This window comes from Cyclobacterium xiamenense (genome assembly GCF_009467825.1).
Lineage (GTDB): Bacteria > Bacteroidota > Bacteroidia > Cytophagales > Cyclobacteriaceae > Cyclobacterium > Cyclobacterium xiamenense.
Genome location: NZ_WIOK01000006.1, coordinates 73,585 through 96,588 on the forward strand (window position 1 = coordinate 73,585; position 23,004 = coordinate 96,588).

Sequence of the window (23,004 nt, forward strand, 5' to 3'; positions counted from 1 at the left end):
TTGGTATACATATCGTTATCATTAATTGGCAATCTGTCCTAAGCAAACGCATCGCCCGGGAACCGTCTTTAAAATTAACCCAAATCCATTGCTTATTAAAGCCAGTAACGTCGAAATTACGCCTTTGGTCATATTTAACCAAAAAACAGCGGAAAGCGCATGGGCTTTCCGCTGTAGTCCTCAGGCTGGGCTAATTTATTTCCTGCCGCACGCATCCATTAGAAGTGAGGCGTAATCTCCGCTTCAGCGGCTGGAAGGGCGTAGTATTTGGTAATATTGGTAAAGGCATTGGATCGGAAGGTAGCTCCGGCTGGATAGTAATAATCCAGCGGGTTTGCCAGCGCTCGTGCGCCAAAATCTCCAATGATCTCCTGTACCCGATCCGCCCGGGTAATGTCAAACCAGCGCTTGTTTTCAAAGGCTAGTTCCACTCTTCTTTCCTTAAAGATGGCTTCCCGCATATCGGTCTGTCCGGAGGCGGTGCTGTTTGCCAACCCGGCACGGTTCCGTACCTGATTCAGGTAACCCGCCGCCTCTTCGGTCTTGCCCTGCTCGTTGAGCGCTTCGGCGAGAAACAACAATACCTCGGCATACCGGTAAATGGGCCAGTTTATGCCGTGGTTCCCATGCAATTCATGGTGTTTGGCGTATTTCTTTATATACGGGTACACTTTATCTTCCCGGTCGCTACCGGAAATTTCCACGTAAGCAATGGAGGCATCCTTTCGCAGATCGCCATCTTCATAGGCTGCGATGATATCCGGCGTAGGAATGTTATTACCTTCACCATCCAACGGCTGCGGATTAGACGTACCCGTAATGGGCTGCAACTCCTGCAAAGAAATCGGCCGCGGCATAAAGCTGTACAAGAAACTACTGTTGAGCCCTTCGGGACCTTCCAGAAATTGAATTTCAAACAAGGATTCGGCATTGTTTTTATTGCCTACACTTTCAGAAAATACATCCTCGTAGTTGTCGATCAAGGAGTACTCCCCACTACTGATGATGGCTTTTAGCAGGGTCTCTGCTTCTGCCCAACGCTTCTGGGTGATAAATACGTCGGCCAATAGCATCTGGGCAGCGCCCTTGGATGCCCGGCCCACTCCCTGCTGGGAGCGTACAGGCAATAGATTAACAGCAGCCTGTATGTCACTGATTAACTGTGCGTAAATCTCTGATTCCGGTGTCAACGGCAAGGCTGCCTCTTCCCGGGTAGTCACCGGCGTCAGGTGAAGCGGAACACTCCCGAAATACCGGGCCAACTCGTAATACGCGTATCCACGGAGGAAAAGCGCCTGACCCTTCAGGTTGTCTTTCGAAGCCTGATTGAACTCGATTTCATCGATTTGCGTAAGAATCTGATTCGCCCGAGCAATGATCAGGTAATCCTGCCGGTATTGGTTCAACACGTGTGTGTTGGTCGTAATTCCCTGATCCTCAGGCAGCGCATGGTCGGAGAGGTCCTCTTGCTGCTCGGTCGCACCAAAGTTGATGTTTCGCGCATAGATGGTATTGTCCGAACGCATCTCGCACAACAACCAGGAGCGGCTGTTTGCAATGCTTCGTAGCGGTGCGTAGGTTGCATTTACCGCTTGTTCAAAATCAGTTTCTGTCTTGTAAAACGTGGCAGAACTCAGGGCGGTTTCCGGGGCGATGGTCAAGAACTCTTCGCAACTTGACATCGTCATTCCCAGTAGCGCTATAAAGATTGATATTTTTTTCATTTTTCAGTCAATTTTGGATGAAAGGGACTTTAGAACGTAAAGTTAGCTCCGACGGTAAAGGTACGTGGAACCGGGTAGCCGGTCAGGTCGATACCAGGGCTTAGATTACCACCGTCTCCCTGACCGTTGTTCTGCTGGCTAACCTCCGGATTGGGTCCTCCCCAATACGGGGTAAAAATATACACGTTCTGCACGGAGGCATAGAACCTGGCCGACTTGACCACATTCGCAATGGTTCCAGCATTGTACCCCAGGGTAATGTTTTTGATGGAAAAGAAGGAGGCATCCCAAACAAAGTTGCTGTTTGGCCAGTCTCTTTCGATACCGGTCACGTTTCCACCTCCTACGGTAGTTCCGAAAATTCCCTCTCCCGGATCTTCAGGGGAACGGAACCGATCGGTTGCTTTGGCCACCATGTTAAACACACCGTCCAGGTTGGCTGTACTAAACAAGTGCCGCATGTACAACTGATTTCCGTGCGATCCGGAAGTGATGATGTTCATGTCCCACTTTCCGTACTTAAAGTTGTTGGTGATGCCGTAGGTGAAATCCGGGAAGGGATTTCCAATAATCGTACGGTCGTCGTTGTCTCCACCTCTCGTAATGATCCCATCACCGTTGATATCTTGCAACTTAATGGACCCTACCGTGGACCGTCCGGGTACCTGAGGGGAACTGTTCAGGTCTTCCTCGTTCATGTAGTTTCCTAGTTTTACCAATCCATAGAATTGCCCGAAAGGCTGCCCTACCTGCGTGATGTGGACATTACCGTATACACGGTCAATGCCTTCAGCGAGCTCTTCTACCCGGTTACGGTTAAAAGAAATGTTGGCATTGGTGGTCCAAACCAGCCTTCCCTGGGTATTTCGGCTGGTGATGGCAAATTCATGCCCCCAGAATTTGATTTCTCCGATGTTATCGGTAATGCTACCAAAACCGGCTTCTTGAGGTATCTGTACGTTGTAGAGCAGGTTGGTGGTGTTTTTGGTGTAGAAATCGTACACAAACTGAATGCGATCGTCAAACAAGCCCAGGTCCAATCCGATATCAAACTGATGGGTGGTTTCCCATCCCAGGAACGGGTTTTGGAGGGAGGTAACTGCCGCTCCAGGTACCACAGTATTATTAAAAACGTGGTTTACGGTATTGTTTACCAGCGCATACTGCGTGTAGTTACCAATGTTATTGTTACCGGTCACACCGTAGCTACCACGTAGTTTCATAAAGGAAACTTTGTCACTGGTGCTAAGGAATCCTTCGTCAGACATCACCCATCCTGCGGAAACGGAAGGGAATACCCCCCATCGGTTCTCCGAACCGAATCGGGAAGATCCGTCGGCGCGGATGGATCCGGTCAACAGGTACTTGCCCTTGTAGTTGTAGGTCAAGCGGCTCAGGAATGAGGTCAACGCCCACTCCTGCACGTCGGAGATGGTTCCTCCTCTGCTAATGTTTAGCGCTCCCTGAACGGTTGGAAGACGATCATCGGCGTAGGTATCTCCTACCACCTGGGTACGATCCAGTCGGAAGTACTGGTTGGTAAATCCACCCAGCAACTGGAAGTTATGGTCATTGATCGACTTGGTATAGGTTACCGTGTTTTCGTTCAACCAGCTAAATATTTCCCGGTTATCCCGGGTAGAGCGTGCTACCGTTGGGATTGCCTGGTTCATCCCCGGCGTGGCCGTAGAAGGATTGAAGTAAAAATACTTGCTATTTCTGATCTCTGCATTGATGGTCGATTTGATCTCCAAGCCTTCGATCGGCTGGTACTGTACGTAGGCATTGGAAAGTAAATTCGTCTGCTTGGTCTCGTTGGTAATCTCCAAAGCAGACCGTACGTAATTTGGATAGGCAAAGATATTTCCCGTTTCACTGGGAAATCGGTTAAAAAACGTCAACTCACCGTTGTCGTCATAGATGGGCATGTTCGGCCAGGTATGCAGGGCGTTAAACAATATACCCGTTCCTCTGGATCCATCGGTTCTGGGAATGTTGTCACGAATGTAGGTGGGTGCAAGATTGAAGCCTACGGTTAACTTATCCGATGCCTTGTAGTCGGAATTGATTCGCAAGGAAAAACGTTCGTAGTCGGTGTTCAATACCACGCCTTCCTGATCGAAGTAACCCGCCACAACCGACGTCCGCATCTTTTCGGTGTTGTTATTGATGGTCAGGTTGTAATTGGAAATAGGAGCTGTCTGAAGCAAGGCATCGTACCAGTCCTGAGTTTGACCTTCGTATTGAGAGGGGTTCTGGAACATGGCGGGTACCGGACGTCCGGCATCTTCGAAGTATTCCTTCTTAAACTGTGCAAATTCCACCGCATCCATCATTTCCAGGCGGTTGTAATGGGGCACATTTTGCAGACCCCGGTACACGTTCAATGACACCGTGGACTGTCCGGCCTTTCCTCTTTTGGTGGTGATCAGTACCACACCGTTAGCCGCCCGGGATCCATAAAGGGAGGTAGAGGCAGCGTCTTTCAGAATGGTGATGTCCTGAATCTCGTCCGGATTAAGACTGGAGATGTCTCCGGTGATCGGAAACCCATCCACTACGTACAAAGGTTCACTACCCGCAGATACGGATAACTGTCCCCGGATACGTACGTTCATTCCCCGACCAGGCTGTCCGGTAGTTTGGTTGATTTGCACCCCAGCCAACTGACCCTGCAGTTTCTGCGCCATTAAGGGAACCGGGATGTCCAGCAGGTCGTCTCCTTGTACGGTCTGAACCGCCCCGGTGATCTCTTTCTTCAACTGGCTACCATACCCCACGACGACCACTTCGGTGAGGTCGCTCATGGAAGAGGCCAGCACGATTTCATACTCGGTTTGTCCGCCCTGTACGGGTATTTCCCGGGTAGCGTATCCGATGTAGCTGACCGACAACACTTCTCCGGCAGCCGCTTCTACCTGAAAGCGCCCGTCCAGGTCGGTGACCGTCCCTCGGGTGGTCCCCTTTACCAAAACGGATACGCCCGGCAGCGTTTCATTGTCTCCCTCTGAGCGAACCACGCCAGAGACCGTGCTCTGTGCGTAGGAAACAAATGTCAATAGCATGGCCGCGAGTAAGGTGATCAAGCGCCTGCTATCCAAAATTGGGTAACAATTTTTTTTCATAATAAAATAGGTTATTTGAATGGATTTTTTTGAAATATCGCGGCAGTATCCGCGAATATTTTCCTAAATAAAAAAGATATTTTCGCAAGAACTATCCTGCACTGTGCTGAAAACATTTTCATTCACATCGTAAAACCTCATAAACTCACTTTCTGTAACTCGTTGAAAACGAGCCATATCTGATTGTATGTTCTGTTTGACTGTAGTAAGCGACGCTTTTTACGAGCAAAACCTTGAGAATCGCACATTTCATAAAATTATCTACTGACCCGGAAAGCCGTTAACCAAAAAAAAATCCCCCGGAACTTCCGACAGCTTGCCTGAATTTCCAGGGGAAAATTTTACCAAAGGGAACCTTTTTTTAGTATCCGGGATTTTGCCTCAATGCCGAATTGATGCGTATTTGGTCCTGCGGAATCGGAAACAGTATCTCGTGCGCTTCAAAGATAAAATCTCCGTTAGAAAATGGGATTCCTTCTCTGGAGGTCGTGGGATCTGCTCGCTCGCGCAAACCATAATCATTCAGAAAACTGACCAATTCCTGTGTACCCATCGTACGTTTCAAATCAAACCAGCGGTGATTCTCAAAGGCCAATTCGATTCGTCGTTCTTTGAGTACGGCTTCCCGAAATGCTTCCTGGCCCAGGCCACTGAGCGGTTCCAATCCTGCCCGGTCGCGAACCTGATTCAGGTAACCGTAGGCCAGCCCAGTGGGGCCGTCTTGCTCGTTTATCGCCTCTGCCAGCATGAGCAAAACGTCTGCATAGCGGATGACGGGCCAATTATCGTTCGTTACACCCCGAATGGAATGGGGGTGATTGAATTTGTTGATAAATGGAACGCCTACGTACGTTCCGTCGAGGTTGGTGTATCCCTCCTGGAGCGAAACCTCCTTTCGCAAGTCCCCTTCTTCGTAGGCAGCAATGATGTCCTTACTTGGGGTATTCCAGCCGCCGCCTTCCTGTCCGGGAAAGTCGATCACCGCACCAAAGGATTCCCGAGGAGCAAAGGTGTAGATGAAGTTACTGTTCACGCCAAATTGATTGTCTCCCTGGTACTGAATGTCCCAGACAGATTCCTGGTGATTTTTGTTTTGGGGATCAAATACGTCCGCATAGTCCGTCAGCAGATCGTAACCGAGCGACGTTACCTGATTCAACGCGTCTATGGCTGGCCCGTAATCCCCACGAGTCAGGTGTACCTTTCCTAGCAAACTTAAAGCGGCGCCTTTGGTCACCCGTCCCACGTCATCCGAATCGTAGCTGACCGGCAGTGCGTTCACCGCCGCGTTCAGGTCCGACAGGATTTGTTGGTAAACGGTTTCCACCGGTTGCCGTTCGTATTCGAAGGCTTCCGCAGGAGCGGCCACCGGTTCGGTAATGACGATTACATCTCCAAAATGTTGAACCAGATGAAAATACAAATACGCCCGAATAAACTTTAGCTCGCCCTCGGACCGGGTTTTAATGGCCTCACTTGCCACCGATTCGGGCAATTTTTGAAGGGTGGTGTTCACGTTGACCATCACCCCGTAGGTACTGTTGTATAAGTTGGTGATGTTGGGCGTAGCGGGATTGTACTGCCAAAACTCCAAAGCCTCCAGGGCCGGCCCCTGTCCACGGTTTCCCGGGTTAAAGTGCAGGGTGGTATTGTCCGAAATAAACTCGGTGTATTGCCATTGGCTCAGGTGAAGCGGACGCAACTGTCCGTAAACCCCATTCACGGCTTGAATCACCTGGTTTTCGGTCTGGTAGAAATTATCCGCTACCAGCACCGTGGGATCGGTCTTGTTTAGAAACTCTTCGTCGCAGGCCGTAAAAGCCAGCAAGGATCCCAAACAAACTAATTTTATATGCATGTATTTTTTCATTGCTTCGGTAGTTTAAGGATTAGAATCGGATGGTCGCTCCCAGGGTAAAGGTCCTGGGCATGGGGTACGCTTCGTCATCCACGCCAATATTTATCCCTCCTCTTCGGTTGATCTCCGGATTGGTGCCAGGAAAAGAGGTAAATAGGAAGGGATTCTCCGCACTGAAAAATACCCGGGTGTTGGATAGCACCGGATTTTTGGGAACGGTGTACCCCAGGGTGATGTTTCGCAGCCATACGTGCGTGGCATCGTACACGTAGCGGGAGTTGGATTCCCGCTGCCATTTCCAGGTATTGGTGGTGGCACCGCGGCCATCCCCGGGATTCTCGGCAGATCTCCAGCGGTTTACTCCAGACTGCAGAATGTTGAATACCCCGTCCATGTTCATGGTCGTGGCCTCGATGTTTCGGAACACGTCGTAGTCAAAGGCCCCGGTAAACATAAAGTTAAAGTCAAAGGCTTTGTAATCGCCACCCAGGGTGAAACCCAAAATATAGGCGGGATGCGGGTTTCCGATTTCGATCATGTCCTGCTGATCGTAGGAGATCACCCCATCGCCATTTGCATCAAAATATTTGTAGGTACCAGGGATGGCTCCATCCTGGGTGGGCCAGGCTTCGATTTCATCTTCGGTGTTGAAAATACCCACCATACGGAACCCGTGCAGCATGGCCAGCGGACGCCCTACCTGAGAAACGTTATACGTGCTGTAGAAACCCCCTGACCATATTTCATCGTTTTCTCCCCGGATCTCCAATACCTTGTTTCGATTGATGGTCAGGTTCAGGTTGCTCCGTAGGTTCAATTGGCTGATGCGCGTGCGGTAATCCAGCGCAAGCTCCAGGCCCCGGTTTTGCACCTGCCCTACGTTGTCCAACGACTGGGTAAAGCCGGAGATAACCGGCATTTCCACGGAAAGCAGCATGTTGTCCGTTAATCGGTTGTAATACTCTGCAGTGAAAATCAGGCGGTTGTCAAACATGGCCAGGTCCAGGCCAATATCGGTTTGCTGGGATTGTTCCCATCCCAGGTTGGAGTTGGCAAAATTGGACAACACCTGCCCGTTTGCGATGCCTCCTCCCAGTACGTAGTTGGAAATACGCATGTTGGAAAGGCTGGAATAATTCCCAATGGCATTGTTACCGGTGATTCCATAGCTGGCTCTCAGTTTCAAATCGGTAATCCAGTTGGTCTGCGGCATAAAAGATTCCTCGGAAATCCGCCATCCGGCAGAAAAGGCCGGGAAGTTCCCCCATTTGTTGTTGGCACCAAAGCGAGAACTACCTTCCCGTCGGAAGGATGCCGAAAAGAGGTACTTGTCATTAAAGGAGTAATTGGCCCTGGCAAAATAAGCCATCAGGCTCCAATCGGCCTCACCGGAACTCGATACCTGTCGGATGGCCGCACTCAGGTAACGTACCTGATCGTTGGCAAACTCGTTGCCGTTGCCTTGCAGGAATTTAAAGGTTTCTTCCTGGGCAGAAAATCCCAACAAGCCTTCCACCCGGTGGTTACCCAGGATTTTGTTGTACGAAAGCAGCTGATCCGCAGCGATGTTCAACACCTCGTTGCGTCGCTGAAATAACGTCGCCTCGCGGGGAGGAGCCTGGTTGAAGCCAGTACCCGCGAGCGTGGATGGACGAAACTCCTTTTGGTCGGTATTTTCCAGGATGGCATTGACCGAGGTCCTGAACTTGAAATCCTTGAGAAAGGTAAATTCCAGGTACCCGTTGGTCAATAGGTTATTTTCGTTACGGGTGCGCTCCATTTCCATGAGCTCCTGCACCACATTGGCGGTACCGAATACGCCATGTGTACCGCCGATAAAGGTATTGAAGCTACCGTCCTCGTTGTAGACCGGATAGCGCGGGTCTGCCCAAAGCGACCTGCCGATCAATGCACTTCTGCCGTCGGTCGATGCATAGTCTTCCCGGGAATGCGAAGCGGCAATGTTCCAGCCCATGCTGATAAAGTCGTTGATCTTCCCATCAATATTGGCCCGGACGTTAAACCGTTCAAAACCCGTCTCGATAACGGCCCCCTCCTGATTGACATAGCCCACCGAAACCAGGGATCGAATGTCTCCCTTGCCCGCCGAAAGGGTGGCGTTGTAATTGTGAAACCGGGCGTTTTGATTCATGATTTCTTCAAACCAATCGGTAGAAACGGTAGTCTGCTCCGGAAACCGGAATTCCAGTGGAATTTCCTCCAGCGCCGGCTCCCGCTGTTCGAAGTAGCGAATCCGGTCCACAAAACTGTCGTGCTTGAACTGCGCAAACTCCGGTCCGTTCATCATCCGGGTTCGGCGGCCATCGGGCACGTTCTGAATCCCCTGGTTGACCACGAAATCAAGGTTTACCGTTCCTTCTTTTGCGGATTTGGTCGTGATCAGGATTACACCATTCGATCCCCTGGCTCCGTAAATGGCCGTAGAAGCCGCATCTTTCAGTACCGTCATGCTTTCGATATCTGCCGGGTTTAGGTTTTGCCCGAGAGAGGTACCCACCGGAAACCCATCCACAACGTATAGCGGCTGACTACCGGCTCCCAGTGATCCTATCCCCCGAATCGTGACTTCCATTTCTTCTCCGGGTCTACCGGAGTTTTGCCGTACCTGTACCCCAGCGGCCTGTCCCTGCAATAGGCGGGTGACATTCGTTGTGGGCACTTCCCCGATATTCTCCATATTGATCACCGAAACGGCCGAAGTAATGTCGGCCTTTCGCTGGGAACCGTATCCCACCACGACCACCTCTCCCAGGTCTCCGATGGAGGCGTCCATGCTGATCTCATAGGTGGTCTGCCCGCCGGTGACCGCCACTTCCCGGGTCTCAAACCCAATAAAACTGACGGTAAGTGTTTCGCCGGAGGCAGCCTGAATGGCAAATTCACCATCCATATTGGTGACGGTGCCGCGCGTAGTCCCCTTTACCAGGATGGAAACGCCCGGAAGGGGCTCAGCGTCTTCACTGGCGATGACTCTTCCAGTAATCTGACCCGCATCCTGGGCAAACAGGGAATGGGTCATCACCAAAAGAACAGCCACTACTGCACCCCGAATCCCACGAAGGAGCAATTGGTAACTTATTTTCATAATCTTTTGTGTTTGGTTAAGATTGATTTATTTCAATCAAATAAACCTAGAAAACAATACAATACTATCCTGTACCATCCTGCATTCGTGCAATTTTATTACATAAAAAGACCGAAATTAAGCAGAAAACACCTGTGTTTTAGGGAAAAATCCGTGCAGTAAAATGTGGCCAATTTTAAAGGCTACCCGGAACTCCCGGATAGAAACCGTCCATCTTTCGAAAAGTAAATCCCATAAAAAAAGGGAGCGTTATGCTCCCTTTTTTTATGGTGAATGCTAGTCCAGGTATCCTTATTTCTTGACCCGGATTTTTTCTTTGATTCGGGCAGATTTTCCCTGTCTTCCTCTCAGGTAGAACAACCTCGCTCTTCGGACTTTCCCCTCTCTCAGGACTTCGATTTTTTCCAGACTTGGGGAAATGATGGGGAATATTCGCTCCACACCGATTCCATTGGAAACCTTTCGAACGGTAAACGTCTCCCCGTTGGTATTGACGTTTTTCCGCTGGATTACCGTTCCTTGGAATTGCTGTACCCGCTCCTTGTTTCCTTCTGTAATTTTCACGTGAACATTGACCGTGTCTCCCGCTTTGAAAGCTGGGAATTTAGACCGGGCGTCTTTGTAATCCTGTTCTACGAATTTTAGTAGTTCGCTCATTGCTTTACTCGTTTGCTTATCGCTTTTTCAGACACCAATTACGGGTGTCCTTACTTGGTTCAACTATCGTTTTGTGCTGTAGTATTACCGCCTTTTTCCGAAGAAAATTGCCCGCCTATCAAGTCGGGTCTTCTTTCTTTGGTCCGGCGTACCGATTCATCAAATCTCCAGGATTCGATATTTGCCGCATGCCCTGAAAGCAACACCTCCGGGACTTTCCATCCGTTGTAGTCAGCCGGTCGCGTATACACGGGCGGTGCCAGCAGGCCATCCTGAAAAGAATCCGTCAATGCGGAGGTCTCGTCGTTCAATACTCCCGGAAGCAAACGAATGACGGCGTCTGCCACAACAGCAGCAGCCAATTCTCCTCCGGAAAGGACAAAATCACCGATGCTTACCTCTTTGGTGATCAAGTGTTGCCGAACCCGCTCGTCTACTCCTTTGTAATGCCCGCAGAGAAGGATTAGGTTCTCTTTGAGCGAAAACGCGTTGGCCATGGGTTGATCAAACGTTTGCCCGTCCGGTGTCATGTAAATGACCTCATCGTAGGCACGCTCTTTTTTCAACGCTTCCAGGCAGCTGGCGATTGGCTCGATCATCATGACCATCCCCGCTCCACCACCAAACGCATAGTCGTCCAGGGTATGCTGCTTTCCGATACCATAGGGTCGTAAATCGTGCACCTTCACCGTGGCCAGGCCTTTTTCTTCCGCCCGTTTCAGGATGGAATGAGAAAAAGGCCCTTCCAGCAGTCCGGGCAAAACCGTAATGATATCGATACGCATGTTACGCTTCCAAATAGATGTCAAGCAGGCCATCCGGCAGCCGGCAGAAAACTTTCTTTTCTGCCTTATTTACTCCTTGCAGGATTCCATCCTGAATGGGAATAAGTACTTCTTTTCCCTGGTAGTCCATGCCGATCAGGTCCTGGGTTTCCAGGTCATAGATTACCTTGACTTCTCCTAATTCCCCCAGCGTCTCGTCGATCACCGTATATCCCACCAATTCGTGGTAATAAAACTGATCTTCTTTTAGCTCAGGAAGCAGGGATAGCGGCAGGTACAAGGCTGCTCCCACCATGGGTTTTACCTGTTCCACCTGGTCAAATTCTTCAAATTTGGCCAGGAATTTATTGTTAGGCTGGGGCACCATGTGCTCCAGCATAAAGGGCACCAATCGGTTTCCCTTTTCCACAAAGACATGTTCCAGCTCCTCGTAATCCTCGGGATAATCTACGTCGAGGACCAAAAGCACTTCCCCATGCAATCCATGAACTTTGGCGATATGGCCCAATTGAAAACAATTGTCTTTGTTCATGGCAGGGGGATCGTTTAGGCTTTCTCTTCGTCAGACGCTGCAGCATCCGATGCAGGTGCATCTTCTCCTTCGCTTTCCGCAGGCGCTTCTTCCTGAGGCGCTTCTGCAGCTTTGGCTTCTGCCTCTGCAGCCGCAACCGCGGCGATGGCTTCTTCTTCCCGCTTTTTGATGGCGTCCAGTCGGGCCTGATTCTTAGCCGCTTCGGCTTCCAATGCAGCCTTCTTGGCGCTGTCTCTGGCAGACTGGATTTTGTCTACCTTGCTGGCGATGCTCTTCTCTTTACTATCCAACCAGGCCTGAAATTTTTCATCGGCCTGTTCCTGCGTGATGGCGCCCTTTACCACACCTATCTGCAGGTGTTTCTTCAACATGACTCCCCGGTAGGAAAGCATGGCTTTTACGGTATCGGTAGGTTGTGCCCCATTCATCAACCATTTCAACGCGCGGTCGTTGTTGATGGTAATGGTGGCCGGGTCGGTGTTTGGATTGTACGATCCGATTTTCTCGATAAAGCGTCCATCTCGTGGAGCTCTAGCATCAGCAATTACTACATCGTAGATGGCCATTTTTCTTCGGCCCCGACGTGCTAATCTGATTTTTAATGCCATAATATTTTGACGTTTAGTGAATTGATGGATCCCGTCCATCGTTATTTTTTGGACTGCAAAGATAAAACATTAAAATCAAAAAGAACAATCTGGCTGTCTTTTATTTGCGTAATAGTAAATTTATGGTTTAAATTGCGGTGTTTTTTGGGGCTTGCACGGTTGAGCCTACTCAAAAAAGCAACAAATACCGGGTTTACAAAGGTAAATCTAACGCTTTCCTGAAAGTTAAATGGCCTTGTACCTGCCTATCGGCAGGCAGGGTTCAATGCCCGCCCGGCTCACAACGGTCGGACGGGCCCGCCCGGCTGACGCCAGTCGGACGGGGATAGAATACCTGCCTGACGGCAGCCATATTGGAAAGTATTTTATAATAATATGGCCTCGTAGTTCAATGGATAGAATAGAAGTTTCCTAAACTTTAGATGCAAGTTCGATTCTTGCCGAGGCTACAAAAAACCCCTTATACAAGCTGTATTTGGGGTTTTCGTGTTTTGGGGGACAGTTTGGGGGACAGTTTATCGAACTTCAAGGAACAAAATTCCATTATTGAAAAATCATTCTTTTTTTAAAAACCAATAACCTTTAAAAAGTCCATCAAGCAATAAAAGGTATACCATCAACATTTCAAACAGGGGGCGGTTAAAAACATAGTGGGCTTTCCACCACGGCGAAGACCCGTTAAATGTCAAACTAAAACTAATACCAGATGGTCTTAGTCGCGGGCATGGTATACTTTTTCAAAATACCCCAACAGTTCATCAAACTTGGGGTTTTTGATGGTGGTATGAGAGGAAAAAAGCTCCACAAGGGATCCGGTTTCAAATTCCAACAACTCCTGAAGGCTGTATTCGCAGGCATTGAAAAGCTTCATGTAGGCATTGACGGTATTACGGGATATACCCAGGGTTTTCCCGATTTTGCAGTTACTGTCTCCGTCAAGGCGAAGGGTGATGATTTGCTTGATGTCCATCGGATCAAGTTGAATGGCCATATCGTTTTTTATTACGATATAACCGGTTTAACATGATTTTACAAAGTGGTACAGTTTGGACTGGAATCACTGGCACGCAAAAACCGGAATGGGTGGCATAAAACGAATCGTGATATCCAAGGGTATTCTTTTTTCTAAAGCTTTCTAGAAAATTCGAATTTTAAAACACTTGGTTGATTATTTTTTATTAATATGCATTCAATTATTCTATTTAAATTTTCCTTCTAAAAAAGAACCTTGTTTCAATCTAAATGAAGAATCTTTACCAGGTTTTAGACATCGATCAGAGCGCATCAGCTGAGGAGATTAAAAAGGCTTTTAAGAAACACGCTAAGAACTACCACCCTGATTTGCACAACGGGAATGAATTTTTCAAAGAGAAGTTCATTGAGATTAAGGAAGCTTATGACGTATTAATAAATCCTACCAAACGTAAGGTCTATGATGAAGAGTTTTTTGGAAAATCCCAAAATCAGTCTCAAAATGGAAGATTTGAGAGAAAGACAAATTTTAGGCAAACGGGTTCTAGCAAATTTAAGGAGCCTAATGAAAGTCAGGAGGAGGAGATCGAAAGAATTTTGAGAAATTCATCAAAAAAACTTAAAAATGATGACCTAAATGGTGCAATTGAAGAACTTGAAATTGCTGAGTCAAAATATCCAGGTAACGGATTTATTAATTTCATTAAAGGTAATGCTTATCATATTAATGAACTTTACATTCCTGCTTTGAGAGAGTATAATATGGCTTTGAATAAGGGGCATTATGAAGCAAAGGAACGGATAAGTCAAATTGAAAGAACCCAACACCTAACGATGGAAAACTTTGAGGATTATCTTTTGTATTACGCTCCCATTGCTTGTCTTTTTGGGACATTGTTATATTTTTTGATTCAAGATTATACTACCGCATTTATTGTAGGAGAGTCTGTCAATATAATTGGTTCTTTCGTGATTATAAGAATTGGAGTTTCCAAAGTTTCAAAAAACGTATTGAGGAGCCTTGCTTTTAACCGAGACTATATTTCCACGGTTACGATTGGAGTACTTGGTGCTATATTTTTTTTACCTCTTGTTATGCTATTAGACTATATAATGGAATTATAAAGAAATAAACGGATTTCAATTTAATTTTAATAACAACCTAATACTAATAGTGTTTCACAAAGAGCATTTAGCCCCCATTACATCAACAGAGCTCCCAAAGGATCTGCAGTGCCTTTATTTTATCGTGCATCTGAACCGATACACTTGAATCCGTTTTCTTTAACGATTTGATAGCGCCGGATACAGATGGGGCTATTTCTTCGTTGCTCTTCAAACTCCAATCCTCATTAAAAACTTCGGTGACATCGGAAAAGGCAATTTTTGCCAATTCAGCCAATATTCTTTCCTGGGTAATTCCCAGCTGTTCCAGGATTTCGGAAGAGCGGGATCGAATGTATTCCTTAATGTAAGGTTTTGTCAGGTTTTCGTAGCCAATTTGCCGGGCCGTGTACTCACTGTAACCTGCAAGTTTTGCAGCCTTCGTGGCGTTGAAGCCAGCCTCACCCAGGTAATGATTGGCAAATAGGACTTCCCGGGGAGTAAGATCTAATTGCTTGTCGTTTATTTCTACTGAAGCCTTCATTACATTGATTTAGTAAATTGAAGTATTTCCTATGAATATTTTACTAATTTAAGCAACTCAGATCAATTAATTATCCTTTCCCGATAAAACGTTGTCTACTCCGGCGATGATGGGCGAACAATTCCAGAATAAGAAGTTCCAATCATGAATGAAAGAACAAGCGATTGAATGGTCACCTATCCAGAAAGGAAAACCCCAGCAGAACGGGGTTGTGGAATGCGTCAACAGGACACTCGGTGAGAACGTACTGGATGCCTAATTATTTACATCTCTTTAAACAGGCGCAGCGAATGACAAAGCGATCGGTAGAAGAATACAATGGGCACAGAACACATCAAGCACTCGGATATAAACACCAACCGAACATGTAGCAAGGGGTTTCTACAGGGATCCAGCTCGCAAAATGGCTACAAATAAAGGCTGCTAAGAAAACATTTTGGTCGTCAGATCCGATCCTAGTAGGTTCTGGCCAGCAGAGCGTACGTCCATTTCTAACCGGTATAAATTAATTCAAAACAAAAAACTACATTTAAAACCTAACAAAATTCACAGACATTTACCAACTTCCAAAAAGTATACGGGGCCTCGGAGGTTTGATTCCTAGAAAATGTGTAAAATCGGGTGCAAAGGTAGCGAAAATCCTTCTGACTTTGGTATCTTTGAAAGTAAGAAACCAACAGGATAAATGGATTATTCAGCACTTGCAAGGTCATACAATGCGTTGAGCTATTCAAATCAGCTTAGGGACTTGCTTTCTGCTTTTTACCAGTCAGATAAATTTCATGGATTAACCAAATATCAGCTTGCGAAAATCGTAAATGACGTTGTGTTTAAAAATTATGACGGAGAGCAAATTTTGAAATATAAGCTCGCTAAAGAATTTCGAAATAAGAAATATGTCGGCGCTTTTGAAGTTAAGGCCAAAAGTAGCAGAACGGATTTCTTAGTCATCAATGGCGATACCAAATCATTTGAGGTTAAATCCAAAATTGACACGCTCAGCAGATTAAATAAGCAAGTCCGGGATTATGGAGATGTATTTGAGTTCAATACCGTGGTCATTGACAAGGTACACCTCTCCAACGTGATTGAAATAATCCCTGAGTACTATGGCATTTGGTACTTTGAAGGAAGTAAAAAATTAGTTCACAGAGTAGCCGAGTACAGTCCTAAGATCAACGCAGCAGAACAGCTTGGCTTATTTAATAAAAGGGAATTGATGAAGTCATTTGGGAAAGTTAATAGGGATGAAATACTTTCGTCAAATGATTCTACAAAAATCAATCAGGAGCTAAAGGGAATGCTGAAGAAACGGTATTTCGATAGATGGAACTTTGTTCAAAGCAATTGGAATCAAATTCTGCCCATTGATCTACAGTTCTTCTTTAACACCAATGTTAAGCCAGAAATAATTTACGGAGTTTAAGTGCTGCTTCGATGCAGTTCATTTGATTTTATTTTGATTCTCATGCAATACAAATAGTGCTCCATAGCAATCCGCTTGAATTTAGCCTGACTTTTACCACTTTCGTTTCCTTTTTGAATTTCTAGCAAAGTATTGTACCCTGGATTTAACGGACCAACAAAAGGTGGGGAATTTCCAAGCATCCTTGCTGTTGCTTCTGAGCCTAAAATGTCGGGAACAATTTTATTTTCAAATTGGCTTAATTCTTTAATGTCGGCTCTGTAACCATAATATTGATTCTCGGTTGCGTCATAATAAATAAAGCCTGGACTTATTGTGCCACCAGCAGTAAGGTCATCTTTTTTAATTCCAACAAAATCCCCAGTAGCGTCAACACCAAATTCCCCCATTATATCAATGTCAATATGACTGTTATCGGCTTCAAATACAACCTGTCCGTGATCCAATTTCACATTTTGAATATCTGTATTTATGGCACTTCTCAACAGTATTTTGCAACAACCATTATATGCTTTTAGAGCATTAACAATTGGTCTTAACGGAGGACTTTTAGGATAAGGTGTGATCTGGTCTAAATCAACAATTATATAATCATCAGGTCTAGCAAGTTTTTGAACTATCGGAAAATCTACAGAGAACGACAATGGGAAAAGTCTGTATGCCAGCCTTTCGAAATTTCCGTTCAATAATTTAAACTGCTGTTCAAGAGTACCTTGCTCTCCCGTTTTAATCAGATAAGATGAAATTACCGGAATGGCCTTCGGATTTGATGGAGAAAGCCTGTTTAAATATTCACAACGTTTTTCAAGGTTGTTTATCACGCTGAAGGAAAATGAAACAACCTCATCCTTCACTGAACCGGATTGCTTGAGGTAGACAGGAAGATCAACAAACACACGCTGAGCTGTTATTTCATTAATCAACTCATTGTGGATGTCTTCAAAGCTACGCTGCTTATCGGCTTTTCTTGCCCTGTCGTGCTCTTTGACAATTTCAAGGAGAGGGTACATTTTGTTTTCAAAATCGAATGATTTTAAGACCAAAACTTCTTGTTGCCTAACTCTGAAAGTTGGCATATAGATCAAGTTAGTATCCATACGATATTTTTAATTGTTTTACTGTTTCGATAAATTCATCAGTTGCTTCAAAGTTTTCATCATAGAAAGCCAATGTTGTGGTGTAGAATTCAATAAATGAGTTGAACTCATCAGCCAACCAGCGATACTTTAAGAAGATGTTCTCAGAAAATTGACTATTGGTCAGGTTTTCAGTGATGTTATGGCTGTACCTCTCAAAGAAGTGCTCTTTGTCCTCTACTTTGAAAATATGGTTAAAGACATTCAGGTACTGTATTTCGCAGCTACTCTTAATAAGGGAAGAGGTAAACAACGAAGTAAATTCCTGGACTCCTTCGCTTGGGTACACTTCAAATTGTTTGATGAAATTTTTGGAAAGGACGATACGTGGAAACACGGCTTGCGTGGTTTCCATTTTATAAGCAGTTGCCAACGGAACACCCAGGGCAATTGCGGATTTGTCAATAAATAAACCATAGTCAATACCACCTCTGAGAAAGTATCCCCGCTGCACAAACTCGAAGTACAGTTCAGAAATTACCAGAAGTAATTCAATAAGTGATTTTTCCTCATTGGTATTGAGATTCTTAGCAGTGATGCAAATGTTGTCGCTAAAAAGATAGTAGCTGAATTTGTCTTGATCCAATTTGGAAATGGCACTGTTAAAAGTCTCAATGAAGTCGCTTGCCTTTTGTGAATAGAAAATCGGGCCGTTATTAACATCTTCTTCATCCGAATCCTCCAAACTATCATCATACGTGAAATTATTGCGATACTCAATAGCTTCATCTTCAAACTCTTTAAGTTTTGACTGAAAGCCAAGTACGTCTAAAAAAGCAACTGCTCTATGTGAATATCTATATTGGTGCTCCATATCTCGTCCTAAAAATACTTTATTTTTTATTGCCCTGCATATTTCATAGGTGTATGATTTCAGCGAATAATTCAGCCGGCAGGTTGCCATCATTTGGCTATATCGTCTTTAATCCCAGCTCTTTCAAGAATTCATTGTGCTCCTGGGTTTTCTTTTCAATGCGTTCATTGATGGAAGTCAGTCGCTCATTTACCTCGTTTAAGTCAATTTCAATATCATCTTCAGCCGTACTCACATATCTGGAAATATTCAGGTTGTAGCCGTTCTTCTCGATCTCCTCTATTGGGACCTTACGGGAGTAGCGGTCGGTTTCCCTCCGGTACTTGTAGGTTTCGACTATGCTTTCAATGTTCTTTTCATTCAGGGAATTTTGGCGTTTCCCTTTCTCGAAATGTTCACTGGCATTGATGAATAGGACGTTATCTTCCTTTTTGCATTTCTTCAATACCAGGATACAAACCGGAATACCCGTGGAAAAAAACAAATTGGCAGGCAACCCGATCACGGTATCAATGTGGTTATCCTTTAAAAGTTTGGTGCGGATGCGTTCTTCAACACCTCCACGGAACAAAACCCCATGTGGCAAAATAATGGCCATGGTACCCTCATTGCTTAAAAAATGAAATCCATGCAACAAGAACGCAAAGTCTGCGGCTGATTTTGGGGCAAGTCCATAACTTTTAAAGCGGAAATCCTCAGCCAGTGTATCGTTTGGCTCCCAACGCAAACTAAAGGGTGGATTGGCAACGATGGCATCAAATTCTGTTTTTTTGGAAGGATTCATTTCGTTTAATAAATCCCAGTGATTGAGCAGGGTGTCCCCATGGTAGATCTCAAATTCCGTGTCCTTCATGCCGTGCAAGAGCATGTTCATCCGGGCCAGGTTGTAGGTGGTGATGTTGTTTTCCTGGCCGTAGATTTTGCCCACGGTTCCGCCATTGTCTTTAATCCGCTTTCGCACATTAAGCAATAGTGAACCAGAACCACAAGCAAAATCCAAAACTTTGTCAAGTTTCCCTTTTTTACCTGTGGCTGGGTTCTGACTGTCCAAAGTGACAATCTCCGATAGGATGGTGGAAATTTGTTGTGGGGTATAAAATTCCCCTGCCTTTTTACCTGAACCGGCTGCAAACTGACCAATCAAGTATTCGTAAGCATCACCCAAGGTATCCGAATCGGTAGAAAAATCCGCTATACCTTCAGAAATTTTTTGGATGATGGTGCAAAGTTTCTTGTTTCTGTCGGCAGGTGTTCTTCCTAGCTTTTCAGAATTCAGGTTGATCTCTGAAAACAAGCCCTGAAACGAATTGTCGAACGATTCATTTTCGATGTACCGGAAGCCTTCTTCCAGGGTGAGTAGCAAGTCGGAATCCTGGGTACGGGCCAGTTCGGTGATATTGTTCCACAAATGCTCCGGTTTGATGACGTAATGCACCTTTCTACGCATCTGTTTTTCAAATTCGGGTACATCTGCTTCATTCGCTGCGTACCAGATACCCAAAGCGGTCCGTCCGTCATCCGCTCCCAGTTGGGGGTAATCTGAACCCAATTCTTTTTTTGCCGACTCGTTGTAATTGTGAGAGAGGTAGCGCAAAAACAAAAACGAAAGCATGTAGTCCCGGAAGTCATCCGCATTCATGGCTCCACGTAGGTTGTCGGCGATTGACCAGAGCGTTTTTCCTAATCTATCTTGATCTTTTTGTGTCATGTTTAGACTAATTGCTGGTTGATGTTTGCCAAGGCTTTTGAGACGAATGCTGGATTTGCGAACATGGACCTTTTACGATCACTCCAAGTTTCCAGTTCATTCAATATTTCGGATTCCTTTTCCTTTCCCTTTTCTGACTTAATAAAATCAATAGTGGAAAGCAACTCTAAACCAAAAGGTGAATAATAGCCCGAAAGAAACTTTTTGGTTTTGCTTACAACTTCTTTGTATTGCTGATTATCCGGAGACTCCAAAAAGGCATTTACTTCCTTTTCAGCATCCATTATTAAACTCAATTCTTCAAAAGGCTTTTTGTCTTTTGAGCTGTAACCCATCACGTAACTGCCATTGAGGTGATAAAGGACGTGTCTTACTTTACCTGAATACGGGCCATAAAAATTGGGTTTGAATTCTAGCTTGAAGGAATCCATAGCACCAAAACGTTGAAGAAAGTAAGCTACTTTTTCAGCGGCAAACTCTGAAACAAATTCTCCATTACGTACCAAGTCATACAACACAGAAAGCATCATGGCGCGGGCAGGTGTGAGTTTTACGCGCTCTTTCTTCAATGTTTCCTTAATGGAATGCGTAGGTTCATACAAGAAAATGGTGCAGTCAAGCCCTTGAAGTTTGTCTTCAATCATGGCTCTCACGTTAGTCCAATCTAAACCACCATTGCCTGATCCTAATGGCGGTATAGCAATGGATTCAATTTTCTTATCCTGGATAACATCCACCAAAGCAGCTAAGCCCTTTTCGATGTACTCGTATTCCGAAGGGTAACGCCAATGGGTTTTAGTAGGGAAGTTGATAATGAATTTTTTACCCGATAAAAGCGAATCTTCTTCGGTTACCAACAAGTTACCAATTTTGAGTTCTTTATTCTCACAGGCTTGCTTGTAAACTTTGTAATTATTTGGAAATTGATTTTTGAACTGCAAGGCAATGCCTTTTCCCATTACACCAACGGTGTTTACGGTATTGACCAAGGCTTGTGCCGCACTTTCCAGAATATTTCCTGTTAGATACTTTATCATGGCTTAAAAATATGCGTTTGTTCTAATTCGTATTTGATTCTCTTCTGCTCCAAAGCCCAATAGTCGTGTCTTTGCTGCTTCATTTCTAACCACAAAACCAAGGACAGCTTGAACAGGTAAATCGCCCAAAAGCAGAAACTCTGCTTGCATTCTTCTCTTTAAATCAAGATCAGTGGGGCTTTTCCAGTCCCTTACTTTCACTGCTCGAAAATCCACTTGATCATCAATACCACCTACATCCAGTGGTCCAAACTGCGAAGAAAACGAATCAACTGCATGTCCATTGGTGTAAATAAATTCTTGATTGGAATCAATAACTTTCTGTACTGAAGTTACGCAATAAACTATGTCTTCTGCAGGTGTTACAGTAACTCCATTAAATCCTTTTTGAATAACGTAAAGCATGGGCATCCTGGTGCCAAAATAAAATGGAACGTACTCGCCCAGGGTTCGTCCATTTTCCAGCACAAATCCATCTCGCGTTGAAATTAAAGTAGGATCCCCGATTGGGGAAAAGTTAGGATTGGCATTGGCAGAGGTTCTATGGGTAATACCGTGTACCAAAATATGCGGCACATTGGCAATGTGCGTCATTCGGTAGAGGTATATTTTGTTTAAATCTGCCACTTCAATTTTAACTATTTTGTTTCCGCCTTCATGGCACCACGCAGCTAATCCACAATGTCCCATAGGGTTTTACCCAGTTTATTTTGTTCCTTAGCTGTCATGATTATCTAAATAGAGAAATAAAAGGTATCCTTTAAAGTTTTGAATACTTTCCTGAAAAGAACTTTAGTGTCTCCGCCCATGGGAGATAATTTTTGGGAATATACTCTCTCATGCGATAAAGCATTAATTATATCCGATTTAACATTTGCATCCTTGAATGATAGCTTATCCAAGACGTAGCTAAAGCGACCTTCACCAAGAAAAGACGCAATACTCTCCAGAACTTGTCTTAAAAGAACGAAATGATAGGTATGTAATTCATCATTTAGGTCTGCATCATTAATTATTTGCAACAACAGTAAATGATAAAGAACAGTACCTTTCTTTCTTCCTCTTAGATGAAAACTATTGCCATCCCGTTCTAAGAATCGAACCATATATTTATTTTCTTCAACTTCTTTCACTTCTATTTTTCCATCGGCTCGTTGCCTTTCAACCCTTCTCTTAACTTTAAATTTTGAGGCATTTTCTCCTTTAGACAACCAGTCATAAAGAATTGAAAACAATCCCATGTGATGTGTAGTCAAAATGACCTTTCTTGAATCCGAGTGTTTTTCAAATAGTTCTAAAATCAATCTTGCAGTTATGAAAACATTATTATCGTCTAGACTTGATACAGGATCGTCAATAAGAATATGCTCGTTCTGCTCATCAGCCCAACCTTCTATTTAAAAAAGGGCAAGGAAAAAACACCAAACAAAAATTCGTTCTTCTCCACGCGAAATTTTGATTTGTGTCTCTGGCTCTTCATTTAAAAAAAACACCACGGATGCCCATCCTAATTCTGGATCATCTGCTTTTACAGGAACCAGTTTGAAATTGTATTTTGGATTGTAGGGAATGAGTTTCTCGCGAATTGGTTCTTCGTTATCTATTTTTTTTATGAATTGATTAAGAGAACTATCTAGAATTTCAAGATTAATACTCTCATTATTGTTGGGTTCATCATTATCCCATCTGAATAAATCTTCGCTGTAAGCATTGTAATAGACTCCGGCATGCTTACCGCCTTTCTTCTTCGTAATGTTTTTATATTCAACAGAAAACTTGGTTTTACCAGTTGAATTGAAGGCATAAATCAATATGATCCGCTCTTTATTTGCTCGTATTTGCCGTGCTATTTCTTTTAATGTCGCCAT

General features: G+C 44.9%; 20 protein-coding genes and 1 tRNA gene. 4 read left to right on the forward strand and 17 right to left on the reverse strand.

The genetic code is table 11. The annotated features are described in order from the left end of the window. Window positions 1-218: 218 nt before the first annotated feature. The 8 genes from GCU44_RS06080 to GCU44_RS06115 all read right to left on the reverse strand — a co-directional run bounded on the left by GCU44_RS06080 (window position 219) and on the right by GCU44_RS06115 (window position 12,395). On the reverse strand, window positions 219-1,724 hold the full coding sequence (locus GCU44_RS06080; protein WP_154855110.1) for a RagB/SusD family nutrient uptake outer membrane protein: 1,506 nt from the start codon (window positions 1,722-1,724) through the stop codon (window positions 219-221). A 29-nt stretch (window positions 1,725-1,753) separates the two neighbouring features. Then, window positions 1,754-4,849 carry a SusC/RagA family TonB-linked outer membrane protein gene (locus GCU44_RS06085; RefSeq protein ID WP_154855112.1) on the reverse strand — a complete coding sequence of 1,032 codons (3,096 nt, stop codon included), beginning with the start codon at window positions 4,847-4,849 and terminating at the stop codon, window positions 1,754-1,756. A gap of 361 nt (window positions 4,850-5,210) precedes the next feature. Then, complete coding sequence (locus tag GCU44_RS06090) at window positions 5,211-6,707, reverse strand: RagB/SusD family nutrient uptake outer membrane protein (protein ID WP_317175330.1); 1,497 nt, start codon at window positions 6,705-6,707, stop codon at window positions 5,211-5,213. A 31-nt stretch (window positions 6,708-6,738) separates the two neighbouring features. After that, the gene (locus GCU44_RS06095) at window positions 6,739-9,813 is read right to left on the reverse strand and encodes a SusC/RagA family TonB-linked outer membrane protein (RefSeq protein ID WP_154855116.1); all 3,075 of its coding nucleotides are present in this window, start codon (window positions 9,811-9,813) and stop codon (window positions 6,739-6,741) included. A gap of 291 nt (window positions 9,814-10,104) precedes the next feature. Continuing rightward, the gene (rplS, locus tag GCU44_RS06100; RefSeq protein WP_092171455.1) at window positions 10,105-10,470 is read right to left on the reverse strand and encodes a 50S ribosomal protein L19; all 366 of its coding nucleotides are present in this window, start codon (window positions 10,468-10,470) and stop codon (window positions 10,105-10,107) included. A 59-nt stretch (window positions 10,471-10,529) separates the two neighbouring features. Continuing rightward, complete coding sequence (gene trmD, locus GCU44_RS06105; RefSeq protein WP_154855118.1) at window positions 10,530-11,255, reverse strand: tRNA (guanosine(37)-N1)-methyltransferase TrmD; 726 nt, start codon at window positions 11,253-11,255, stop codon at window positions 10,530-10,532. A 1-nt stretch (window position 11,256) separates the two neighbouring features. Continuing rightward, a complete protein-coding gene (gene rimM / locus GCU44_RS06110) occupies window positions 11,257-11,787 on the reverse strand; it encodes a ribosome maturation factor RimM (RefSeq protein ID WP_154855120.1) in 531 nt (176 codons plus the stop codon). 14 nt (window positions 11,788-11,801) lie between these two features. Further along, on the reverse strand, window positions 11,802-12,395 hold the full coding sequence (locus tag GCU44_RS06115) for a 30S ribosomal protein S16 (protein ID WP_154855122.1): 594 nt from the start codon (window positions 12,393-12,395) through the stop codon (window positions 11,802-11,804). A gap of 377 nt (window positions 12,396-12,772) precedes the next feature. Between GCU44_RS06115 and GCU44_RS06120 the strand changes: the two genes are divergently transcribed. Beyond that, window positions 12,773-12,844: transfer RNA gene (locus tag GCU44_RS06120), tRNA-Arg, on the forward strand. 263 nt (window positions 12,845-13,107) lie between these two features. On the opposite strand, the gene GCU44_RS06125 is transcribed toward GCU44_RS06120, so the two are convergent. Beyond that, window positions 13,108-13,386, reverse strand: coding sequence for a helix-turn-helix domain-containing protein (locus GCU44_RS06125; RefSeq protein WP_241684857.1), 279 nt, complete (start codon window positions 13,384-13,386; stop codon window positions 13,108-13,110). Between the two features lie 251 nt (window positions 13,387-13,637). On the opposite strand from GCU44_RS06125, the gene GCU44_RS06130 reads away from it, so the two are divergent. Further along, entirely contained in the window at window positions 13,638-14,492 is an 855-nt protein-coding gene (locus tag GCU44_RS06130) for a J domain-containing protein (RefSeq protein ID WP_154855124.1), read from the forward strand. Between the two features lie 82 nt (window positions 14,493-14,574). On the opposite strand, the gene GCU44_RS06135 is transcribed toward GCU44_RS06130, so the two are convergent. Next, window positions 14,575-15,015, reverse strand: a complete 441-nt coding sequence (locus GCU44_RS06135) for a terminase small subunit (protein ID WP_154855126.1) — start codon at window positions 15,013-15,015, stop codon at window positions 14,575-14,577. Between the two features lie 148 nt (window positions 15,016-15,163). On the opposite strand from GCU44_RS06135, the gene GCU44_RS23465 reads away from it, so the two are divergent. Both GCU44_RS23465 and GCU44_RS06145 read left to right on the forward strand, forming a co-directional pair. Continuing rightward, a complete protein-coding gene (locus tag GCU44_RS23465) occupies window positions 15,164-15,274 on the forward strand; it encodes an integrase core domain-containing protein (RefSeq protein ID WP_154855128.1) in 111 nt (36 codons plus the stop codon). A 426-nt stretch (window positions 15,275-15,700) separates the two neighbouring features. Next, window positions 15,701-16,441: a sce7726 family protein gene (locus tag GCU44_RS06145; protein ID WP_154855130.1), complete on the forward strand. Its 741-nt coding sequence runs from the start codon at window positions 15,701-15,703 to the stop codon at window positions 16,439-16,441. On the opposite strand, the gene GCU44_RS06150 is transcribed toward GCU44_RS06145, so the two are convergent. From GCU44_RS06150 to GCU44_RS23180, 7 genes are read right to left on the reverse strand one after another with little or no spacing between them, the layout of a single operon-like run. Further along, on the reverse strand, window positions 16,438-17,538 hold the full coding sequence (locus GCU44_RS06150) for a beta family protein (protein ID WP_154855133.1): 1,101 nt from the start codon (window positions 17,536-17,538) through the stop codon (window positions 16,438-16,440). The two genes, GCU44_RS06145 and GCU44_RS06150, sit on opposite strands and share 4 nt — an antisense overlap. Continuing rightward, on the reverse strand, window positions 17,528-18,484 hold the full coding sequence (locus GCU44_RS06155) for a hypothetical protein (RefSeq protein ID WP_154855135.1): 957 nt from the start codon (window positions 18,482-18,484) through the stop codon (window positions 17,528-17,530). Before GCU44_RS06155 ends, GCU44_RS06150 begins: the two co-directional genes overlap by 11 nt. Window positions 18,485-18,488: 4 nt before the next feature. Continuing rightward, window positions 18,489-20,099: a type I restriction-modification system subunit M gene (locus GCU44_RS06160; protein ID WP_154855137.1), complete on the reverse strand. Its 1,611-nt coding sequence runs from the start codon at window positions 20,097-20,099 to the stop codon at window positions 18,489-18,491. Between the two features lie 2 nt (window positions 20,100-20,101). After that, window positions 20,102-21,136 carry a type II toxin-antitoxin system antitoxin DNA ADP-ribosyl glycohydrolase DarG gene (gene darG / locus GCU44_RS06165; RefSeq protein WP_154855139.1) on the reverse strand — a complete coding sequence of 345 codons (1,035 nt, stop codon included), beginning with the start codon at window positions 21,134-21,136 and terminating at the stop codon, window positions 20,102-20,104. A 3-nt stretch (window positions 21,137-21,139) separates the two neighbouring features. Continuing rightward, entirely contained in the window at window positions 21,140-21,826 is a 687-nt protein-coding gene (gene darT / locus GCU44_RS06170) for a type II toxin-antitoxin system toxin DNA ADP-ribosyl transferase DarT (RefSeq protein ID WP_154855141.1), read from the reverse strand. Window positions 21,827-21,870: 44 nt separating this feature from the next. Next, a complete protein-coding gene (locus GCU44_RS23175) occupies window positions 21,871-22,533 on the reverse strand; it encodes an AAA family ATPase (RefSeq protein ID WP_206670812.1) in 663 nt (220 codons plus the stop codon). Continuing rightward, the gene (locus tag GCU44_RS23180; protein WP_206670811.1) at window positions 22,534-23,004 is read right to left on the reverse strand and encodes a hypothetical protein; all 471 of its coding nucleotides are present in this window, start codon (window positions 23,002-23,004) and stop codon (window positions 22,534-22,536) included.